Origin of the sequence: Solimonas fluminis (genome assembly GCF_002930645.1) — a bacterium.
In the GTDB taxonomy this organism is placed as follows: domain Bacteria; phylum Pseudomonadota; class Gammaproteobacteria; order Nevskiales; family Nevskiaceae; genus Solimonas_A; species Solimonas_A fluminis.
This window is the reverse complement of the sequence record NZ_PSNW01000017.1, coordinates 41,687-62,562: the sequence shown is the minus strand read 5'-3', so window position 1 is coordinate 62,562 and position 20,876 is coordinate 41,687. Positions and strand designations below refer to the sequence as shown.

General features: G+C 66.8%; 19 protein-coding genes. 10 read left to right on the top strand and 9 right to left on the bottom strand.

Annotated elements, in window-relative coordinates:
- Positions 1–50 precede the first annotated feature (50 nt).
- Positions 51–275 (bottom strand): hypothetical protein, encoded by a 225-nt coding sequence (locus tag C3942_RS20905; RefSeq protein ID WP_104232314.1) that lies wholly within the window; start codon positions 273–275, stop codon positions 51–53.
- A gap of 145 nt (positions 276–420) precedes the next feature.
- Between C3942_RS20905 and C3942_RS20900 the strand changes: the two genes are divergently transcribed.
- Entirely contained in the window at positions 421–597 is a 177-nt protein-coding gene (locus tag C3942_RS20900) for a ribbon-helix-helix protein, CopG family (protein ID WP_104232313.1), read from the top strand.
- 43 nt (positions 598–640) lie between these two features.
- Here C3942_RS20900 and C3942_RS20895 read toward each other — a convergent pair whose 3' ends face one another.
- The 3 genes from C3942_RS20895 to C3942_RS20885 are packed head-to-tail and all read right to left on the bottom strand — an operon-like array spanning position 641 to position 4,882.
- Positions 641–1,588 carry a spermine/spermidine synthase domain-containing protein gene (locus C3942_RS20895; protein ID WP_104232312.1) on the bottom strand — a complete coding sequence of 316 codons (948 nt, stop codon included), beginning with the start codon at positions 1,586–1,588 and terminating at the stop codon, positions 641–643.
- Positions 1,585–3,150 carry a phosphoenolpyruvate carboxykinase gene (locus C3942_RS20890; RefSeq protein WP_104232311.1) on the bottom strand — a complete coding sequence of 522 codons (1,566 nt, stop codon included), beginning with the start codon at positions 3,148–3,150 and terminating at the stop codon, positions 1,585–1,587. Before C3942_RS20890 ends, C3942_RS20895 begins: the two co-directional genes overlap by 4 nt.
- Positions 3,151–3,196: 46 nt before the next feature.
- Complete coding sequence (locus C3942_RS20885) at positions 3,197–4,882, bottom strand: SulP family inorganic anion transporter (protein WP_104232310.1); 1,686 nt, start codon at positions 4,880–4,882, stop codon at positions 3,197–3,199.
- A gap of 96 nt (positions 4,883–4,978) precedes the next feature.
- Here C3942_RS20885 and C3942_RS20880 point away from each other — a divergent pair, with 96 nt between their 5' ends.
- Positions 4,979–5,434, top strand: coding sequence for a GNAT family N-acetyltransferase (locus tag C3942_RS20880; RefSeq protein ID WP_165797564.1), 456 nt, complete (start codon positions 4,979–4,981; stop codon positions 5,432–5,434).
- A gap of 52 nt (positions 5,435–5,486) precedes the next feature.
- Here the strand turns inward: C3942_RS20880 and C3942_RS20875 are convergent, their stop codons facing one another.
- Positions 5,487–6,416, bottom strand: coding sequence for a LysR family transcriptional regulator (locus C3942_RS20875; RefSeq protein WP_104232308.1), 930 nt, complete (start codon positions 6,414–6,416; stop codon positions 5,487–5,489).
- 130 nt (positions 6,417–6,546) lie between these two features.
- On the opposite strand from C3942_RS20875, the gene C3942_RS20870 reads away from it, so the two are divergent.
- The 4 genes from C3942_RS20870 to C3942_RS20855 all read left to right on the top strand — a co-directional run bounded on the left by C3942_RS20870 (position 6,547) and on the right by C3942_RS20855 (position 12,418).
- On the top strand, positions 6,547–8,730 hold the full coding sequence (locus C3942_RS20870; RefSeq protein WP_104232307.1) for a malate synthase G: 2,184 nt from the start codon (positions 6,547–6,549) through the stop codon (positions 8,728–8,730).
- A 396-nt stretch (positions 8,731–9,126) separates the two neighbouring features.
- Positions 9,127–9,750, top strand: a complete 624-nt coding sequence (locus tag C3942_RS20865) for an RNA polymerase sigma factor (protein WP_104232306.1) — start codon at positions 9,127–9,129, stop codon at positions 9,748–9,750.
- Positions 9,751–10,222: 472 nt separating this feature from the next.
- Positions 10,223–12,088, top strand: a complete 1,866-nt coding sequence (locus C3942_RS20860; RefSeq protein WP_104232305.1) for an ABC transporter ATP-binding protein — start codon at positions 10,223–10,225, stop codon at positions 12,086–12,088.
- Positions 12,089–12,130: 42 nt separating this feature from the next.
- A complete protein-coding gene (locus C3942_RS20855; RefSeq protein WP_104232304.1) occupies positions 12,131–12,418 on the top strand; it encodes a PqqD family peptide modification chaperone in 288 nt (95 codons plus the stop codon).
- A gap of 204 nt (positions 12,419–12,622) precedes the next feature.
- Here the strand turns inward: C3942_RS20855 and C3942_RS20850 are convergent, their stop codons facing one another.
- Positions 12,623–13,006, bottom strand: a complete 384-nt coding sequence (locus tag C3942_RS20850) for a lasso peptide biosynthesis B2 protein (RefSeq protein ID WP_104232303.1) — start codon at positions 13,004–13,006, stop codon at positions 12,623–12,625.
- On the opposite strand from C3942_RS20850, the gene C3942_RS20845 reads away from it, so the two are divergent.
- From C3942_RS20845 to C3942_RS20830, 4 genes are all read left to right on the top strand, one after another.
- The gene (locus C3942_RS20845) at positions 13,005–14,849 is read left to right on the top strand and encodes an asparagine synthase-related protein (RefSeq protein ID WP_104232302.1); all 1,845 of its coding nucleotides are present in this window, start codon (positions 13,005–13,007) and stop codon (positions 14,847–14,849) included. The two genes, C3942_RS20850 and C3942_RS20845, sit on opposite strands and share 2 nt — an antisense overlap.
- A 149-nt stretch (positions 14,850–14,998) precedes the next feature.
- Positions 14,999–15,475: a LexA family transcriptional regulator gene (locus C3942_RS20840; protein ID WP_133164387.1), complete on the top strand. Its 477-nt coding sequence runs from the start codon at positions 14,999–15,001 to the stop codon at positions 15,473–15,475.
- A complete protein-coding gene (locus tag C3942_RS20835; RefSeq protein WP_104232300.1) occupies positions 15,459–16,190 on the top strand; it encodes a nucleotidyl transferase AbiEii/AbiGii toxin family protein in 732 nt (243 codons plus the stop codon). The genes C3942_RS20840 and C3942_RS20835 overlap by 17 nt, the downstream gene beginning before the upstream one ends.
- A gap of 692 nt (positions 16,191–16,882) precedes the next feature.
- Positions 16,883–18,892, top strand: coding sequence for a DUF2075 domain-containing protein (locus tag C3942_RS20830; RefSeq protein WP_104232299.1), 2,010 nt, complete (start codon positions 16,883–16,885; stop codon positions 18,890–18,892).
- 315 nt (positions 18,893–19,207) lie between these two features.
- On the opposite strand, the gene C3942_RS20825 is transcribed toward C3942_RS20830, so the two are convergent.
- The 3 genes from C3942_RS20825 to C3942_RS20815 form a co-directional block, all read right to left on the bottom strand.
- A complete protein-coding gene (locus C3942_RS20825) occupies positions 19,208–19,705 on the bottom strand; it encodes a GNAT family N-acetyltransferase (protein WP_243393697.1) in 498 nt (165 codons plus the stop codon).
- Positions 19,702–19,977: a type II toxin-antitoxin system TacA family antitoxin gene (locus C3942_RS20820; protein ID WP_104232297.1), complete on the bottom strand. Its 276-nt coding sequence runs from the start codon at positions 19,975–19,977 to the stop codon at positions 19,702–19,704. Before C3942_RS20820 ends, C3942_RS20825 begins: the two co-directional genes overlap by 4 nt.
- A gap of 217 nt (positions 19,978–20,194) precedes the next feature.
- Positions 20,195–20,812 (bottom strand): TetR/AcrR family transcriptional regulator, encoded by a 618-nt coding sequence (locus C3942_RS20815; RefSeq protein ID WP_104232296.1) that lies wholly within the window; start codon positions 20,810–20,812, stop codon positions 20,195–20,197.
- Positions 20,813–20,876 lie beyond the last annotated feature (64 nt).

Below are 20,876 nucleotides of genomic sequence, written 5' to 3'. Positions count from 1 at the left end.
GGATGCGCATGCGTGCTCACCGCGAGATTCCCGTGGCGGGCTACCGGCCGTCATGACACAAGCTGTCGCTGCACCAGATAGACGAAGAGTCGCATCGCCCCATACAGCACCAGGGCCAACAGAAGGAACGCCAGCAGCAAGGTACCCGCCCCTACCGAGGCCAGTTTGCGATTGCGCTTTTCTCCGTTGCTGATCCCCAGGGCGATGGTCACGATGTAGAGCGCCGCCTGGAATGCGTTCATCGGCTTGTCGGCAGGCTTGCCGGAATGGTTCATGGACTCCTCTCCAGAGGAACACGGATTCGCGCGAGGGCGCGGAAAAGAGCGGGAGGACGGCGGCAGGACGCCCTGGGCGTCTGCGCCGGTCGGGGTGCCAGGCGTTCGTTATCATCTGATTCGCATTGCATGCTACTATTTCCCAATGGAATCAAAGACCGCCCGCCTGACGCTGCTGATCGACCCGGACAAGAAGAAGGCGTTCGAGGAGCTCTGCGCCCGGCAGGACCTCACTCCGTCCCAGGTCGTTCGCCAGATGATCCGCGAGTACCTCGCCAAGCACGGCGTGACGTACGGCCCGCAGGCGGCGGCCGACCGGTAGTTCGCGCCCCTGCCCGGCCGGCCCGCGGGCCTGCATCCCGGGTTCACCGCCATCCCTCGATGCTGCAGTTGCGCTGCAGCCGCCGCGCAAAAGCGGGGAAGTTGAGCCGGTGGGCGTCCTCCAGCGTCTCGGCCTGCTGCCTCAGCGCCTGCCAGTCCGGGGCAACACAGCCCTCGTTGAAGGCAAACAGCAGGTGGTTGCCGCCTTCCGGAACGCTCATCGCGATGTGCCGCCCGCCGAAGGCCCGGGTGACGCCCGCGACCGCGGCGGTCTTGCGGTGATCACGCCCGATCAGGTTCAGCACCATCAGCCCGCCGGGCCGCAGCCGGGCGCGCAGCTTCACGTAGAAATCCGCATCGCAGAAGGTGGTCGCCGTCCCCCAGCGGTCGCAGCCGTCGATCAGCACGACGTCGGCCATGTCATCCGTCGTCGCGAAGTACTCCGCCGCATCGGCATGGACCAGCTGCGAGCGGCCATCGCCGCCGGGAAAGCCAAAGAAGTCCGACATGGCGATGACGTCTTCGTCGATCTCGACGGTGGTGACGCGCGTCTCCGGCAATTGTCGATGGCAGAACCGCGTCATCGATCCGCCGCCCAGGCCCACCACGACGACGTGCTCCGGCCGGGGATGGAACAGCAGGAACGCCATCATCCGCCGCGTATAGGCGAAATTCAGTTCGAGCGGATCGCCGATCGTCATTTCGCTCTGGATGGAATTGAAGTCGAAGTGCAGCCGGCGGGTCACGCCGTCGTCCAGCACGAACGGCCGCCGGTAGGTCCCCTGGCGCAGGGATTCCAGCAGTTCCGAGAGGTCTGCTCCCGGCGCGGCGCGCAGCCAGAGGACGCCGTACTGGGAGACGAGCTCCCCCGGCACTTCGAACCAATGGTCCTCGGCCGCCGCTCTCCTTGCCCCGCCGGCCGGCTTCCTGAGCGCAGACCAGCCGACCCGGCGCGGCTCGCAGGCCGCGGCCGGGCTGCCGCCTCCGCTCATGCCCGGGGGCCGGCGGCGACGATCTTCTCTGCCGCCTTGAACTTGCGGATGTTGTCCTGGAACATCTTCGCCAGTTGCCGCGCCGCGGCGTCATAGGCTTCCGCGTTGCTCCAGGCGCTGCGGGGATTGAGGAATTTTGCGTCCACGCCCGGCACCGCCTTGGGGATGTCGAGGTTGAGGATGTCCAGGTGCTCCGTCTCGCCCTCCAGCAGCACGCCGCTCTGGCAGGCGGCGACGATGGCGCGGGTCACCGGGATCGGGAAGCGCTTGCCCTCGCCTCCGGGACCGCCGCTGCCGCCGGTCCAGCCGGTGTTGACCAGATAGACGCGGGAATTGAAGCCTTCGATGCGCTGCATCAGGAGTTCCGCGTACTCGCTGGCCGGCCTGGGCATGAAGGGCGCGCCGAAGCAGGTGGAGAATGTCGGCTGGATGCCGGCAGCCGCCCCGACCTCGGTGGACCCCACCCGCGCCGTGTAGCCGCTGAGGAAGTGGAAGGCCGCGGCCTCCTTGGACAGCAGCGCCACCGGCGGCAGCACGCCGGAGACATCGCAGGTGAGGAAGACCACCACCTTGGGTTCACCGGCCGCGTTCTGCGGCACCCGCTTCTGCACGTGCTCCAGCGGATAGGAGCAGCGGCCGTTCTCCGACAGCGAGGTGTCGTCGTAGTCCGCCTGCCGGCTGTCGGGAGACACCAGGACATTCTCGACGATGGCGCCGAAGCGGATGGCGTCCCAGATGACCGGCTCGTTCTTCCTCGACAGGTTGATGGTCTTGGCGTAGCAGCCGCCCTCGATGTTGAACACCGCGCCCGGGGCCCAGGCATGCTCGTCGTCGCCGATCAGGTAACGGGTCGGATCCGCCGACAGGGTGGTCTTGCCGGTGCCCGACAGGCCGAAGAACAGGCAGGTGTCGCCGTCTTCCCCGACGTTGGCCGAGCAATGCATCGGCAGGACGCCGCTTTCGGGAAGCAGATAGTTCTGCACCGAGAACAGGGCCTTCTTCATCTCGCCGGCATAGCGCAGGCCCGCGAGCAGGACGCGGCGGTTTCCGATATCGATGATCGCCGCCGCCTCGGAGTTCGTGCCGTCCCGGGCCGGGTCGCAGGGGAAGCCCGGCACGTTCAGCACGCGCCACTCGGCCTTGCCCTTGGGGTTGTAGGCTCCGGGACGGATGAACATGTTGTGCGCGAACAGCGCATGCCAGGCCGTTTCCGTCTCGACATGGACCGGCAGGTAGTGCTCGCCGTGGGCACCGACATGGAGATGCGAGGAGAAGCGCTCCCTCGACAGCAGCCAGGACTGGGCCAGGGACCACAGCTTTTCGAAGCGCGCCGGGTCGAAGGCCTGGTTCACCGCGCCCCAGTCCACGGTCCCCTCGGTGATCGCGTCGCACACGATGTAGCGATCCTTGGGCGAGCGTCCCGTGCGCTTGCCGGTGGCCACCGACAGGGCGCCGGTATCCGTCAGGCTGCCCTCGCCCCGCTGCAAGGCCAGTTCCACCAGGCGAGCCGCCTGGAGCCCCTCGAAAATCCCTGCATCCGGAATCGGCAATGCTGCGCTCATGGATGGTCTCCAGTAGTTCCTGAGTTTGAAAACGGAAAAGTGATGCCTAGCGCCCGGTGCCGGGCAGCGCTTGATCGCCTGCAGCCGCGGCGTGTCCGTCGCAGGCGCCCAGCGCCTCGTGGAAGTCCCGGTAGTAGCGGGGCGGGTCGTCGCTCTTGCGCACCAGGCCCGCCCGCACCAGCCGTCGCAGGACGTTCGGCCGGGCGTCGCACAGCAGGACCCGGACGCCGCGGCGCTGCAGGTTCTGGGTCGCTTCTTCCAGGGCCTGGATGCCGGTGATGTCCACGAAGGGGACCCGGTTCAGGCGGATGACGATGCAACGGGGATCGGTGTGGGTCTGGGCGAGTGCCTGCTCCAGGTTCTCGACCGCGCCGAAGAAGAAGGGGCCGTCGATGGAGTACACCAGCACGTCGGGCGGCAGCTTCGAGCGGCCGTTGCCCTGGAGCTCCGCCTGCAGCGCGCCCTCGTCGATGCGCAGCACCTCCACGGCCGTCGACATGCGGCGCAGGAACAGCAGCATCGCCAGGATCACGCCGACGTTGACCGCCACCACCAGGTCCGCGAACACCGTGAGCAGGAAGGTGATCAGCAGGATGAAGACGTCGGTGCGCGGAGCCGTCTTCACCATCTGCAGGAAATGCCGCGCCTCGCTCATGTTCCAGGACACCATGAACAGGATCGCCGCCAGGGCGCAGAGCGGCACCTGCGCCGCCAGGGGCGCCAGCAGCAGCAGGATCAGCACCAGCGTCAGCGCATGCACCACGCCCGCCAGCGGGCTGTTGGCGCCGTTGCGGAAGTTGGTGGCGGTACGGGCAATGGCGCCGGTCGCCGCGAACCCGCCGAACAGCGGCAGCACCAGGTTCGCCACGCCCTGCCCGATCAGTTCCTGGTTCGAGTCGTGCCGGGTGCCGGCCATGCCGTCGGCCACCACGGCGGACAGCAGCGACTCGATGGCGCCGAGCATGGCGATGGTGAACGCGGCCGGCACCAGCGTGATCAGGCGCTCGAAGCTGACCGCCGGAAGGCTCAGTGGCGGCAGGCCCCGCGGAATGCCGCCGAAGGTGCTGGCGATGGTCGCCACGCCGTCGAAGCCCACGGCGGCCTGGATCGCGGTCGCGGCCACCATGGCGACCAGCGGGCCGGGCACGCGCGCCAGGCCGGGAATGCGCGGGCCGTAGACCGCCAGCGCCAGGCTCAGCAGCGCCAGCCCCGTGGTGGCCAGGTGCAGCCCCGGGAGCGACCCCAGCAACTGCAGCAGCTTCTCGTGGAAGTGCGTACCGGCGGGCGCGGGCAGGCCGAAGAAATCCTTCCACTGCCCGACCCAGATGATGACGGCGATTCCCGCCGTGAACCCCACGATCACCGGATCGGGAATGAAGCGCAGGACCCCGCCGAACCTGGCGGCTCCCAGCAGGATGAGGATCACCCCGGCCATGGCGGTCGCCAGCAGCAGGCCGTCGATGCCGTGCTGGGCCGTCACCCCGGCCAGGATCACGATGAAGGCGCCGGTGGGGCCGGCGATCTGGATGCGGCTGCCGCCGAACAGCGAGACCACCAGGCCGCCGATGATCGCGGTGTAGATGCCCTGCTCGGGCTTGACGCCCGAGGCGATCGCGAAGGCCATGGCCAGGGGCAGGGCGACCACGCCGACCACGACGCCGGCGACGACATTGCGACCCCAGTGCTCGCGCTTGAACAGCCCGGCCCGCGCCGCTTCGACCACCGCGATCATCGGTCAGCCCCAGGCAGTTCGCATGTGTATGACATTAACATATAATATACATGCAAGGCGCCTGCCATGCACCTCCCCCCCTGCCCGGCCCTCCCCATGACCTACCTGATCCGCCCCATGACCCCGCAGGACCTCCCGGCTTGCCTGGAACTGTGGTGCGACACGGAGGGAGTCGTTCTGCGCGAGGAATCCGACAGCCCGGAGGCGCTCACGCGATTCCTGGCGCGCAACCCGGGCCTGAGCTTCGTGGCCATGGACCAGGGCGCGATGGTGGGCAGCATCCTCTGCGGCCACGACGGACGCCGGGCGCAGCTGTATCACCTGGCCGTGCGGTCCGAGCAGCGCCGGACGCGATGCGCCACGGCCCTGCTGGAAGCCGCCCTGCAGGCCCTGGCGGCGGAGGGGATCACGCGCTGCAACGCCTATATCCGGGTGCGGAATCTCGCGGCACGGGGCTTCTGGAGCAGCGCGGGCGCGACGCTGCGGCGCGACATCGACGTGATGACGCTCGCGGTCGGAACCCGTCCGGCAGGACGCAGCGGCATCTCCTGAGCGGCGCTCCCGTGCCGCCCCCCGCCACCGGCCAACTCAGCTGCGGCGGGGATCAGGCTCCATCGCGAGGCGACGGCGGCGGCTGCCAGTAGCCGGGATCGCCGTAGGCCGCCTTGAGGAAGTCGATCCACAGGCGCAGGCGCAGCGGCAGGTGCTTGCGCTGGGCGAAGACGGCATAGATGCCGTTGGGCGGCGCGGCATAGTCGTCGAGCACGCTGACCAGGCGGCCGGCGCGCAGGTCGGCTTCCACTTCCCACCAGGAGCGCCAGGCCAGGCCCAGGCCTTCCAGGCACCAGGCGTGCAGCACCTGGCCGTCGGAGCAGTCCAGCCGGGACGAGGGGCGCAGGTGCGTCGTGCGGTCGTCGAGGCGGAAGATCCAGCCGCGGGTCTGGCTGGCCTCGGAGCTGAGCGTCAGGCAGTCGTGGCGAATGATGTCCTCGGGCTGCTGGGGCCGGCCGCGGCGCGCGAGGTACGCGGGGCTGGCGACGCAGAGGCGGCGGTTCTCGGCCAGGCGCACGCTGATCAGCGAGGAGTCCGGCAGGTCGCCGACGCGCACGGCGCAGTCGAAGCCCTCGTTGACCAGGTCCACCAGGCGGTCCGACAGGTTCAGCGACAGCGACACCTCCGGGTGCAGGTCCACGAAGCGCGGCACCAGCGGGGCCACGTGGCGGCGGCCGAAACCGGCCGGCGCGGTGATGCGCAAGTGGCCGCTGGCCTGGGCGCCGCCGGCGCTGACGCCGGCCTCGGCGTTGGCCAGGTCCGCCAGCACCCGCTGGGCGTCTTCCAGGAAGGCGCTGCCCTCGTTGGTGAGGCTGATGCGCCGGGTGGTGCGCACCAGCAGGCGCACGCCCAGCCGCTCCTCCAGGGCGTCGATGCGGCGGCCGATCACGGCCGGGGCGATGCCCTCGGCGGCGGCCGCCGCCGTGAGGCTGCCCTTGTTGGCCACGGCGACGAAGGTCTCGATCTGGCGGAAGCGATCCATGGGCCGATTATTGCAAAAAAGTCACTAATCATTAAGTAAACAGGCAATTAATCGGCAGTTTGGTATCGAATACACTGGCGTCCGCCAAAAACGGCCCTGCCGTTTCCCCTCAAACCTGCCGGGATCTCCCATGACCGCACGCACCACCGTCCATAGCCTGCAAGTGGCCACCGAGCTGTACCGTTTCGTCGAGGACAAGGTGCTGCCCGGCACCGGCGTCGACAGCGCCCAGTTCTGGGCCGGCTTCGACCGCATCGTCAACGACCTGGCGCCGAAGAATGCGGCGCTGCTGGCCGAGCGCGACCGCATCCAGGCCGAGATGGACCGCTGGCACAGCGCCAACCCGGGCCCGATCAAGGACATGGCCGCCTACCGCGCGCACCTGGAGAAGATCGGCTACCTGGTGCCGGTGCCGGCCAGCGTGCAGACCACCACCGCCAACGTGGACGCGGAGCTGGCGACGCAGGCCGGCCCGCAGCTGGTGGTGCCGATCCTGAACGCCCGCTACGCGCTGAACGCCGCCAACGCGCGCTGGGGCTCGCTGTATGACGCGCTCTACGGCACCGACGCGATCCCGGAAACCGACGGCGCCGTGAAGGGCCCGGGCTACAACGAGATCCGCGGCAACAAGGTGATCGCCTTCGCCCGCAACTTCCTGGACCAGTCCGCGCCGCTGGACGGCGGCTCGCACAAGGACGCCAGCGCCTACCGCGTGGAAGGCGGCAAGCTGGTGGTGGCCCTGGCCGGCGGCAAGGCCGCGGGCCTGAAGAACCCGGCGCAGTTCGTCGGCTTCCAGGGTGACGCCGCCGCGCCGTCGAGCGTGCTGCTGATCAACAACGGCCTGCACATCGACATCCAGATCGACCGCGCGACGCCGATCGGCAAGACCGACGCCGCCGGGGTGGCCGACGTGATCCTGGAGTCCGCGCTGTCGACGATCCTCGACCTCGAGGACTCCGTGGCCGCGGTGGATGCCGAGGACAAGGTGCTGGGCTACAGCAACTGGCTGGGCATCCAGCTTGGCACGCTGGCCGAGGAAGTGGCCAAGGGCAGCAAGACCTTCACCCGCACGCTGAACGGCGACCGCGTCTACACCGGCGCCAACGGCGGCAGCGTGAAGCTGCACGGCCGCTCGCTGATGTTCGTGCGCAACGTGGGCCACCTGATGACCAACCCGGCGATCCTCTGGGGCGCCGAGGGCAAGGAGATCCCCGAGGGCATCATGGATGCGGTGGTCACCACCACCATCGCCCTGCACGACCTGCAGCGCCACGGCCAGAACGGCATCGTCAACTCGCGCAGCGGCAGCGTGTACATCGTGAAGCCGAAGATGCACGGCCCGGCCGAGGTCGCCTTCGCCGCCGAGCTGTTCAGCCGCGTGGAGCAGCTGCTGGGCCTGCCGGACAGCACCGTGAAGCTGGGCATCATGGACGAGGAGCGCCGCACCTCGGTGAACCTCACCGCCTGCATCGCGGCCGCCAGCAGCCGCGTGGCCTTCATCAACACCGGCTTCCTCGACCGCACCGGCGACGAGATGCACACCGCGATGCTGGCCGGCCCGATGATGCGCAAGGGCGACATCAAGGGCAGCGCCTGGATCGCCGCCTACGAGCGCCGCAACGTGCTGATCGGCCTGCAGTGCGGCCTCAAGGGCCGCGCGCAGATCGGCAAGGGCATGTGGGCCATGCCGGACCTGATGGCCGCGATGATGGAACAGAAGATCGCCCACCCGAAGGCCGGCGCCAACACCGCCTGGGTTCCCTCGCCGACCGCGGCGACGCTGCACGCGCTGCACTACCACCAGGTCAGCGTGCCCGCCGTGCAGGCCGAGATCGAGAAGTCCGGCGAGGACGCCGGCTCGCTGATGGACAAGCTGCTGACCATCCCCGCGGTGGAGCAGGCCAACTGGTCCGAGGCCGAGAAGCAGCAGGAGCTGGACAACAACATCCAGGGCATCCTCGGCTACGTGGTGCGCTGGGTGGACCAGGGCGTGGGCTGCTCCAAGGTGCCGGACATCCACAACGTGGGCCTGATGGAAGACCGCGCGACGCTGCGCATCTCCAGCCAGCACGTGGCCAACTGGCTGCACCACGGCGTGGTGACCGAGGCGCAGGTGCGCGAGACCTTCACGCGCATGGCCGCGGTGGTGGACAAGCAGAACGCCGCCGACCGCCTGTACCTGCCGATGGTCTCCAACCCCAACGGCTGCGCCTTCCAGGCCGCGCTGGACCTGGTGTTCAAGGGCAAGGAGCAGCCGAGCGGCTACACCGAGCCGCTGCTGCACAGCTGGCGCCAGAAGTTCAAGGCGGGCTGAGCGTAGCCCGCGATACCGCAAACCCCGCCGGAGTGATCCGGCGGGGTTTTTCATTTCCTGCGGCGGATGGGGGCTGACCGCGCGCGGAGTGAGGCCGGGCACAAAGCCCTGTGCGCAAAGAGACAGCCCCCTGAAACGCGGGATGCAGGCGCAACGCCTGCAGGGGCCAAGCTCGAACCGCCTCTGCCCGCGGAGTCAAGGAACTGTCGTTGAAAGAGGAGGCTTCGTCCTGCGGCGAATGCGCTCCGGCGACGGCAAGCCGTCACCGCGCGCAGGGCATCCCCCCCACGGAGGGGTTTCGCGTGGCGGGATGGAAAACGAATACTCGACTCCAGGACAAGTGCTGTATCCGGACGCGCGAATTCCGCCGCATTTCGTGAGTGCTTCGCTTCAATCATGGACGCCCGCAGAGCAGAAACCCGCAGCCTTCCGGCGACAGCCACCGCGGCATTGCTCGCGGACCTGAAGGCGAATGGCGAGCGGCAGCGCGAAGCGCTGGCCCTGTTGTACCGCAGCGCCGCCCCGCGGCTGGCGGCCTGGTACCAGAGCCAGGGCGCGGATCGGGCGATGGCGGACGATTGGGTGCAGGACACCTTCCTGCGCGTGATGCGCGGCGTGGGCTCGCTGGAAGCGGATGCGGCCTTTGCCGGCTGGATGTGGGCGATTGCCCGCAACGTGATGATCGACGCGCGGCGGCGCAGGGACAGCCAGATGGCTTCGCTGGACGAGGCCGACGACAGCGGCCTGTCGCTGCGCGAGACGGTGGCCTGCGGCGCGGCGGGGCCCGAGGAGGAGCTGGAGAGCCAGCAGCACCGGGCCCTGGTGAGCCGGCAGTTCGCGGCCTTCCGCCGCGACTTCCCCGACCGGGCCCGCGGGCTCGCCTGGGCCAGCCGCGGCGACATGAGCATGAGCGACATCGCGGTCGCCCTCGGACGCAGCGTGGGCGCGACGCGCGAGTACGTCTCGCAGTGCCGCAAGAAGGCGCGGGTGTATTTCCAGCCTTGCCTGGAGGCGGCGTGAAGCGGGTGGCGGGGATGAGGATGGCGGCGCGGCCGGTTCCCGGACGCGCGTCCCTCACCCCCAACCCCTCTCCCGGAGGGAGAGGGGCTTGAACAGATTTTCTGGCGCGGGACTGTTCCGCGTCATTCCGTCTGAAGGCGGGTGGGCTCCCCAAAAGATCCATCGGCCCTCGGGTATCGGCCTAAGCCGGTACCGATCCTGTGTTGTTCCAACCCAAGTGGAGTATCTATGAAGACCTACGTGAAGCCCGTTCTGGTGAAGCTCGGCACCCTGGCCCTGATCAAGTCCAACTCGACGGGCCCGAGCTCCGACGGCAAGCAGTACGCCGGCTTCTTCAAGTAAGAAGCAGCAAGGGACTGCCCCGGCAACCCCGGGGCAGTCCTTGACTGCATGACACGGCCTGGCGTCTCCCCCATGGCCGGACAACACGGCGGGCAAGACCTCAACCGACCCGCCCTTTCCTGATTCCAGAATGTTCGAGCGCTTCGAGAAGCTGGTGGACGTGACGGCCCCGCCTCCGCGGGAGCAGCCGCCGCAGTCGCTACGCGCGCTCTACCGATACTTTCTCTCCGAGCACAGGCGCCTGTTCCTGGCGCTGATGCTCATCGGCAGCGGCGTGGCGATCGCCGACGCGATGGTGCCGGTCTTCATCGGCTGGATCGTCACGCTGGTGGGCGCCACCGACCGCCAGGCCGCATTCACCGCCGCGCTGCCGACGCTGGGCCTGATGGCGGCGGTGTTCCTGCTGCTGCGGCCGGCGCTGCTGCTGCTGGACCTGATGCTGCGCAACAGCCTGCTGGTGCCGCGCGTGACCTCGCGCATCCGCTGGGTGAGCCACTGGCACCTGATCCGCAAGCCCTGGGCCTTCTTCCAGAACGACCAGGCGGGGCGCATCGCCAGCCGGGTGATGCACCTGCCGGGCGCGCTGCGCGAAAGCGTGGAGGCCGGCATCCGCGCGGTGTGGTACATCGCGATCTACGGCGGCACCTCGCTGCTGCTGCTGTGCCAGGCAGACTGGCGGCTGGCGCTGCCGGTGCTGGCCTGGTTCCTGGGCTACGGGCTGCTGCTGCGCCGCTACGTGCCGCGGCTGCGCGTGCTGGCCGGCGCCAACGCGCAGGCCTACTCCGCGCTGATGGGCCGCATCGTGGACAGCTACAGCAACATCCTGATGGTGAAGCTCTTCGCCCGGCAGGACAGCGAGGACGCCTACGCGCGCGAGGCGCTGGAGGCGCATGACCTGGCGCAGCGCCGGCACATGCGCATGATCACGAGCTTCATCTTCGGCCTGGCGCTGCTCAACACCGCGCTGCTGGCGGGCACGGCGGGCATCGGCATCCATCTGTGGCTGCAGGGACTGGTGGGCGCGGGCGCGCTGGCGATGGCCCTGCCGCTGTGCTGGCAGATGGCGAGCACCGCCGGCTGGGTGGCCTGGGAAATCGCCGGCATCTTCGAGAACGTGGCGGGAGTGAAGGACGGCATGCAGTCCATCGCCGCGCCCAGTACGCTCACCGACCTGCCGCAGGCGAAGCTGCTGGCGGTGACGCGCGGCGAGATCCGCTTCGAGGACGTGCGCTTCGGCTACGAGGGACGGCCGGAGGTGTTCAGCGGCTTCAACCTGACGATACGGCCCGGCGAGCAGGTGGGCATCGTGGGGCGCAGCGGCGCGGGCAAGTCCACGCTGGTGTACTTGCTGCTGCGGCTGTTCGACGCCCGCGAGGGTCGCATCCTGGTGGACGGACAGGACATCCGCGAGGTGACGCAGGAGAGCCTGCGCGCCGCGATCGGCGTGGTGACGCAGGACGTGGCGCTGATGAACCGGTCCATCCTGGACAACATCCGCTACGGCCAGCCCGGCGCGCCGCCGGCGGACGTGGCTTGTGCCGCGCGGCAGGCACAGGCGGACGGCTTCATCCGTGCGTTGCGCGACGAGGACGGGCGCGAGGGCTATGCGGCGATCGTGGGCGAGCGCGGCGTGAAGCTGTCCGGCGGGCAGAGGCAGCGCATCGCGATGGCGCGCGCGATCCTGAAGGACGCGCCCATCATGATCATGGACGAGCCCACCGCGGCGCTGGACAGCGAGGCGGAGCAGGCCATACAGGCGGAACTGCAGGCGCTGGGCCGCGGCCGCACGATGATCACGATTGCGCACCGCCTCTCCACACTGATGCGCATGGACCGCATCCTGGTACTGGACGGCGGTCGGCTGGCCGAGCAAGGCACGCATCGGGAACTGCTGGAGCGCGGCGGCCTCTACGCCAGCCTCTGGCGCCACCAGGCGGACGCGCTGGAGCCGGGGCATTCCCTCTTCCGCCAGGAACCCGAACAGGCGGTCGCCTGAGGCGTCGCCCTGCATCACTGACTCAAGCATCCAGGAACGACGATGAACGCATCCCCGCAGACACCCGCCTTCAAGGCCAGCCTGGCCAAGGGCGTGACCCTGACCCGCATCGAGGGCAAGTCCGTGCTGTTTTCCACGCGCACGGGGGAGTCCTATGGCCTCAACGATATCGGCGCGGAGATGCTGGCCAAGCTGTTTGCCGCGGACTCGCTGCAGGCCGCGAAGCAGATCGGCGCGGAGTACAACGCGCCGGAGGCGGAAATCCACCAGGACCTGGCGGAGCTGGTGGGGGAGTTGGCGGGGTTGAAGCTGGTGGAGGTGAGGAAGTAGCTCAACGCTGAGCGGGTTCGCCCAGGCACTTGAAGAAGTCCGTTCGTGCTGAAGTCCTGAGCCTGTCGAAGGATCGAAGTACGGGCGGACTTCCGCCAGCCGAGGTTAGTCGGTTTCCGCCCACCCTTCGATCCTTCGACAAGCTCAGGACTTCAGGGCGAACGGAAACTCCATCCGAGATCCTTCGCCTCTTCAGGGTTCAGATCAAACCCACCCCGGATACTCCGCCACCACCGTGAAGTCCTCGAGCCCCGGCGTGGTCACGAAGACCTGGGGGCCGTTGACCACCCAGGCGTGGCCGCTGACCGGGGAGAGCTTCATGCCCACGCGCAGCGCGGCGGCATGGCCGCGCAGGTTGAGCAGGTACCAGGTGACGATGGCCTGATCCAGGCACTCGATGGGGAACGGCAGGAAGCGCAGGCCGCGCTGGACGCCGGCGGCGATGTCCGCCGCCGGCTTGGCGCGGAACAGGGGGCGGAAGCGCCGGCCGAGGCCGGAGACCAGGCGGACGGTGCGGTCCAGGCCGAGGAACTTGGTGCCGAGGAAGGACAGGACGAGCAACACGGCGTTCATGGATATGACGAACATGCAGATGGGGTTTCCTCAACAGTCGCAGCAGGGCGCGGAATGTCAGGCCGAAACCGGCGAGGTCTTCCTGGTGCAGGGCAGTGCGGAGCCGCGCTGGCGCGCGGGCCCCGGCACCCGGCGGGCGGCCGACGCGCAGGGCGCGTTGCTGGTGGAGGGAGCGATCTTCCGCATCGACGGGCAGCGCGTGGCGGCGCCGGTGCAGGCGCTGCTGGCGCGCCTGCGCGAGCGGGGGCCGGAGGCCTTCACCGAGGTGACGGGCGACTTCGTGGCCTGCTACGTCACGCAGGAGGCGGTGCATGGCTTCAAGAGCCTGACCGGCCAGCACCAGCTCTACTACCGCGAGGAGCCGGCGCTGTTCGGCAACCGGCTGTTCCCCTTCCACGCCGGACCGCCCGGCGCGCAGTGGGACGAGGAATACTTTGGCCGGCACACGCTGATCGTGCCCGGCTCGCAGTTCCACGCCGAGTGCACGCCGCTGGCGGGCGTGCGGCGCGTGTTGCCGGGTGAGCTGGTGACGCTGGGGCGCCGCGTGGCCAGGCGCGCGCTGGTGACGCGCAGCTACCAGTACCAGCTGGACCCGCAGCAGCGCCGCGAGGACGTGGCGCCGGAGATCCTGCGGCTGCTGCGCGAGTCCGTGCAGGACCACCTGCATGCGGCGCCGGGCGCGGACGTGTGCATCGAGATCTCCGGCGGGCTGGATTCGTCCTTCGTGGCCTGCCTGGTGGGCGAGGTGACCACCGGGGCCAAGGGGGTGATGTTCTCGCAGCCCAACGTGCCCTCCCACCACGTCAGCGAGGGCTACGCGCGGGAGGTGGCGGAGCGCTACGGGATAGACCTGCGGGTGATCCCGCCGGACGAGCTGCCGGCGGTGCCGCAGATGGAGCCGGCCTACAGCGACGAGCCCAGCGACTTCTTCTGGTTTGGCGAGCTGTTCTCCGAGGCGGTGGCGCGCATGACGCGGCCGGGCGGGCTGGTGTTCACCGGCTTTGGCGCGGACCAGCTCTTCCTGCGGTCTCCGGCCATGCTGCCCTACCTGCTGCAGCGGCGGCAGTGGGGCGCGTTCCTCAACGCGCTGCGGCCGGCGGCGCGGCTGATGAGCCGCAGCCCGGTGAGTCTGGCCGTGCAGAGCCTGGTCTCGCAGATACCGCGAGAGCTGTACTACCGCATGGCGCGGCACACGGCGAAGTGGAAGTGGGACCCGCTGGACGTCTGCGACGTGAACCAGGACCGCCTGCTGCACGCGCCGGTGACCTGGCTGCGGGCCAACGACCGGCGCGCGGAGTACGAGGACCAGCGGCGGCAGCGCGAGCGCGAGCTGCTGGGCGACGGCATCATCTGCGACAACTGGGGCTACTTTGCCGCCACGCGCGCCGTGACCGCGCCGCACTTTGCGCGCCGCGGCCTCAAGGATGCCTCGCCGTTCTGCGACCTGCGGCTGATCGACTACGTGTACGACCACGTCAGCGCGCTGCTGGTGCACGACTTCAACGGCCGCTACAAGGAGCTGCTGCGCGAGGCCCAGAAGGGCGTGGTGCCGGAGAGCCTGCGCGCCCGGGCCAACGACACCTTCGTGTTCAACTCCTTCCAGCTGCGCTACTTCAACCAGGCGCGGGAGTACTTCCACGCCCTGGTGGACGACTGCCCGGCGGGATGGATACACGCGCCGAGCGTGCGCGCCGAGATCGAAGCGCTGCAGTTTGGCCTGATGAATGCGTCCACGCGGTCCGTGGTGGCGCTGATGGGATACCTGAGCTGGCAGCGGGCCTTCCTGCGCCACGCCGCCGGGGAATGGGCGGCGCTGGAGCGCCTGCCCTGGAATGGATGGACCCGCGGGCCCGGCTGACGCCGCCGATGCCCACCCCGCTAGGAGAGGTGGAGACCGCCGTTTACGTCTGCCTACGAGATGCCGAGGCCGCTCCGTCGGCTGACCGCTAGCCCCTTAGTCCGGAAAGCAGGTAGACAGAGCCGTGAGATTGCATCAAAATGTCATATATGACATTGCTGACCGCCACCCAGCAGGCGCTGATCGATTGCCTCAAGGCCGAGGGCGGCCGGGTGGATAGCGTCTATGACCTGGCGGCGAAGCTTGGGCGACCGTATCGGCGGGTGTTTGACCAAGTGAAAAAGCTGGCGGCGGAGGGCTACCTGACTCTGAGCCCAGGCGAGCAAGGCGGGCGACGGAAGACGGGCATCGCCTTGGCCGCCACAACCGCAGGCGCGCCGGAGTTGTCCTTCAACCGCATCTGGAGCGCCGCTCCGGAAGCACTGCCGGAAACCACCCTGATTGCCAGCGTGCTGGCGCAGCCTTCCTTCGAGGATGTGCTGCGTCTGGTGCTGCACTATGGCCTGCCGAAGGTGCGCAAGGTCTTCCAGGCGATGGCGAGCGCCGGCGACCTGCAGGATTGGAGCCTGAAGGAATCTGCCCGGACGTTGGCGAACGTGGAGATCGGCCTTGCGCGGGCTGCCTGACAAGACCCGGGGTCTGTTCGAGCGGCTGCGCGTCTTTCCTGCGATGGCTGACTACGTGCTGGTGGGCGGCACCGCACTGGCGATGCGCCTGGAACACCGGCTAAGCGAAGACCTGGACTTTCTGGCAGCCGGCACGATCGACAAGCACCAGATCTTCGCGATGCTGGCACAGCTACGAGACCAGGGCTTGAAGGTGAGCCGGCGCGTGGACATGGAGGCGGCGTTGGAACGCGGCCCCGGCGACCCAGACCCCGAACTCTACAGCCTGCGCTGGACAGTGGATGGAGTGAAGCTCGACTTCTTTACGAAGCGAGTCTATCCGGATGGCAAGCTGCTGGATGCCGCGACACTGGTGAGCGCAGCACCTGTGAAAGACCTGGACTCCGGGCATATCCGCGTGGCATCCGAAGACAGCATCTTCCTGTTGAAGGCGCAGTTGCCAGAGGAGCGCATCGCGGCGCGGGACTTCTTTGACCTGCGCGTGCTGCTGCGAGACCAGCGCGGGATTCCCGAATTGCTGCAGGCCGCCGAGACGATGGGCGCGGGCGGCGAGTTGATCAAGCAGCGGATCCTGTATGGCCGGCGCCGGGCCGATGATCCGCCGGTCACATCCCTGCTGGATATCCCCTCGGACTTCGAGTCCTGCAGGGCGTGGCTCACGGAGATGTTCAATGAGCACGAGCGGGAACTGGCACGGCGAGCGGCTGGCAAATAAATCTGTCCACGAGCGTTCCCTCTGGAATGGATGGACCCGCGGGCCCGGCTGACGCCACCCGCTAGAATCCGGGAGGCAGGAAGCGCAAGGCCCCTGCCCCGTCAAAAACCTGCTCCGCCGGGCCGACTCCGGAGAGATGGCGCTCTCGACCCTCTGGGAGTTCCAACCGCCAACTCACGACGCTAAGGATCCCCAGCGCCTGTGCGCTGGGGGCCCTCCACGCTGTTCGTGGCTTTGCCCTGACCTTGCGGCCAGCCGTTGTCTCCGCGGGCGCCTCGTCCAGGCACGCCCGTCGCGCTGCGCGGGCTCCCCTGGTGGAGACGGCCCGGCGGGCAGCAATACCGTGTTGTTAATGAGCACCGACAGCAGGCGGACCCGGGACTCGTTCGCGGATGCGCTAGCAGAGCCCTACTGGGTTAGCCCGGCAATCGTTCTACTGCGGGAAGTTGTGGAGCCGTGAGGGCATGGGCCGGGTGGGTGAGATCGATCCCGGTATGCGCTGGGCCTCGGTCGTTGGGGGTTCCAGCGTGAGGCCTGGCTCGATGGGAATAGGTTACGCCGGAGGGAGCGGAAGTCATAACGGAGTTCCGTTTTTCTTTAGTCCAATACTCAACTAGTCGACCAGGCCCCCTGTGGTGTCCACAGCCTCCTTGACCCAGAATGATAGAAAATCTGTGAGGACCATCTCAGCAATGGATTCGCCGAACCAGCCTCTGACAGCCACCTCTCCATCTCGTGCTTGGTATGGAGCGCCTATATCTGAGTTCCTGCAGACACCCCAGAACATCATCGTAGGTCAGCTCACCATTGGCGGTCGGGGAGTGGATGACGCGCAATTGGTCTCTTGGTCATACCAAATTCACTTCCTCCAGTCCGAGTTGCGCGGTTTCGCTGGCCATGTCTACTTTGAGTTCAGCATTCCGCGCATGGGCCGAAGAGTCGATGTGATTCTACTCATCGGCCCCGCTATTTTCGTCGTTGAATTTAAGGTCGGCGCCAGCCAGTTCGACCAAACGGCTCTCAATCAGGTCTGGGACTACGCCTTAGACCTAAAGAACTTTCACGCGACCAGTCATCGGGCAACCCTTGTCCCGATGCTCATCGCCTCGGGCGCCACCACTTCCAAAGCAGTCGCATTGACGGCCGATCACGACTCGGTCTACCGACCCATTGCAGTACACCCGAATGGGTTCAAGGCGGCCTTGGAAGCCGCCCTCGCTGCCATTTCCGCCGAGAGCATGAACGCCAAATCTTGGGCTTCGGGCTCCTATCTGCCGACGCCGACGATCATCGAAGCGGCACGCTCCCTATACGCCCGGCACTCGGTTGAGAACATTGCGCGAAATGATGCGGGCGCGAAGAATCTTCAATTCACCTCCAAAAAAATTGACGACCTCGTGGAAGAAGCGAGGGCGAACAACTACAAGATTATTTGCTTTGTGACGGGCGTCCCTGGCGCCGGGAAAACCTTGGTGGGCCTTAATGTCGCCACACAGCATCGCGACAAAGACCTTCCGACTCATGCTGTTTTCCTATCCGGTAATGGCCCTCTCGTGGCAGTCCTCAGGGAAGCCCTCACAAGAGACGAGTTCGCTCGCCAGAAAAGCGACAACAGCAAGGCTCGAAAGGGAGTGATCAGAGAAAGCATCAAAGCCTTCATCCAGAACGTTCATCATTTTCGGGATGACTGTCTGGACGATACCGGGGCCCCCGTCGAGCACGTCGTCATCTTTGATGAAGCCCAACGAGCATGGAACCTCAAGCAGACAGCTAGCTTCATGAGCAGGAAGAAGGGACGCCCTGACTTCTCGCAGTCAGAACCGGAGTTCCTCATCTCCTGTATGGATCGCCATAAAGATTGGGCGGTTATCGTCTGCTTGGTGGGTGGCGGCCAGGAAATAAACACCGGAGAGGCCGGAATTGACGCATGGATCGAAGCAATCAACTCCAAATTCCCCGGCTGGCATATGTACGTATCGTCCAAACTGGACGACAGCGAATATGCTGCAGGCATGGCCCTGGAGCAGTGCCGCCAACGACCTTTCACTCACTTCGACGCATGTCTGCACCTGGGCGTATCAATGCGCTCCTTCCGAGCGGAGAATGTCTCAGGCTTCGTGAAAGCCCTTCTCGACTGCGAGCGGGAGGGGGCACGCAAATCGCTGGCCGAACTCATTACGCGCTACCCCATCGCGGTAACCCGCGATCTATCTGTAGCTAAGCAATGGATACGCAAGCGCGCCCGCGGGTCTGAGCGATATGGCCTCCTTGCCTCCTCGAAGGCTCAGCGCCTCAAACCTCATGCTATCGACATCCGCGTTGAGATCGACCCTGTCCATTGGTTTCTGAATGAAAGTAACGACACGCGGTCGAGCTACTATCTAGAGGACGCAGCAACAGAGTTCCAAGTGCAAGGCCTGGAGCTAGACTGGACCTGCGTTACCTGGGACGGTGATCTCCGATTCAACGGAGAGGGCTGGGGACATCACGACTTCCGTGGAAGCCAGTGGTGCAACATCCATCAACGAGAAAGCCGCCTCTACCTACGAAACGCATACAGAGTCTTGCTAACCCGCGCCCGCCAGGGAATGGTGATTTTTGTCCCCCCGGGGGATCCAGAGGACGCCACTCGATCTCCTGCTTTCTATGACCCAACCTTTGAGTACCTTGTCGACTTGGGCATACCTGCGGCCACGCCGTAGGTACGCCGTGCTAGGGCTTAAACAAGAAGAAATATCTCCTCTCTGATCTGGTCGTTCCTCGACGCTCCTTCAGTAGAGGCCTCAACGCAGCCAATACCCAGAGCGCCACCTGATTCAGGTGAGGTGGCCTTCGCAGAAGCATTTAGCTTCGCATTCCACATGCTAGAGGAGCACATCTAATAGAACTCCGTGATCAAGGCGCACGTCACTGTACCTTGGCTTGAGCCATTCACCTTTGGATCCTTCGACAGGATATCAGGAGAACGGTGCCACCCTGACCCTCCCCCCGCACGCGGGGAGAGGTGCTCGGACCTCTCAGCGGCCGCTCACCTTGCCAAGCTTGGCAAGGTTCAGCATGAGCGTCATCGGCTCAATGGGCGATTCCACGAAGCCATGGTGCAGATAGAACTCTCGTGCACTATCGTTGATGGCGTGACATAGCAAGGCACGCACGCCAACTTCCTCGGACAGGCGCTTTGAACGCAGGACGGCGTCTTTTAGCAAACCAGCCCCGATACCCCTGCCCGCCCAATCCGCATGCACGGCCAAGCGTCCTAGCGCCACCACGGGAATGGGCTCCGGCATGTTGCGGCGGATGTTGCCTGGCACTTGGGTGTGCAAAACGGCGCCGGCGGCTAGGGCGTAGTAGCCGACCACAGTCGAGCCATCACAGACCACGAAGCAGCGAGACGCACCCTCCGCGTGATTGCGGCGCGCGCGCTGCTCCAGCCAGCTTTCCAGTTCGGGCTCAGCACAGCGGAAGGCGTCGAGGACGTGGCTTTCATCCAGCGGCGCGGGCGCCGACAGGCTCACTCCCAGGGGGCCTTGCGCTGCAGCAGCTTCTTGACTGCCTTGGGTTGGGCGAGAGGGGCCTCCAGCAGGCGGGTGAATTCGGCGAAGCGCTCGGCGTCGAGCGCGAACACGGTGCGGTCCAGCAATACCTGTTGGGCTTTTTCGGAAGCGGCGTCCAGCATGAAATCCGTGCGGCTCTTGCCCAAGGCTTCGGCGGCTTGGTCGATCAGGGCGCGGCGCGCGGCGGGAGCGCGCAGGTTGATGGTGGTTCCGCGGGCGGTGTTGGCGGCCATGGGGGAGGCCTCGTGTATACAGTGTGTATACACACTATACACCCTGGAGGAAGAGTTTTGCACCGGGGGTGGAGAGGCCAACCAGGGCGTCAATCACCCTGAAATCCTTCGACAGGATCAGAACTGCAGGTGAAGGAGGCAGCGGGGTTGAGCACATTGGCCAGCGTCCCTCACCCCTAGCCCCTCTCCCGGTGGGAGAGGGGAATTAGAGATCGGCTCAATCGCGTGGATGTGCGTCCAGCATGGCTTTGGCCGCCTGCGGCAGCGCCGACGTGGGGCCGGTTGAGCCCAGGCTGAGCAGGCTCATGTAGGCGCCGTCCATCAGCAGGAACAGCCCTCGCGCCAAGGCATCCGGATTCTTGTAGCCGGCCTGGGCGCAGAGGGCGGTGATGCGGGCCAGCTTCTCTTTGTTGAACTCGGTGACGACCTGGCGGGCGGGGTGGTCCGGCTCGGTGAGTTCCACGCTGGCGTTGCCGATGGCGCAGCCGCGGGTGTCGCAGGTGCAGGCCTTGTTGGCCTGGCTGTCGAAGAGGGTCTGCAGGGCGGCGCGGGGGTCGCCGGGGTGCCTGGCGACGATCTCGTCAAACCAGTCCCAGTATTCACGGACGGATTCACGCAGGTATTCGGTGACCAGCTCGTCCTTGCAGGAGAACGAGCGGTAGAGGCTCATCTTGGTGGTCTGGGCCTCGCTGGCGATGCTCTCCACGCCCACGGCGCGGATGCCGTTCTTGTAGAAAAGCTGCCGGGCGGCGTTGAAGATGCGGTCTCGCGCGCTCGGGCGGGGGGCCGCCGGCGCATGACATTCCTTTTCCTTTGAAACACTTGCAGTGGACATGGTCCGCTCCAGGTACAATACGCTTGAAATGAGACCGACCGGTCACTACCATGGCTTCACGGTG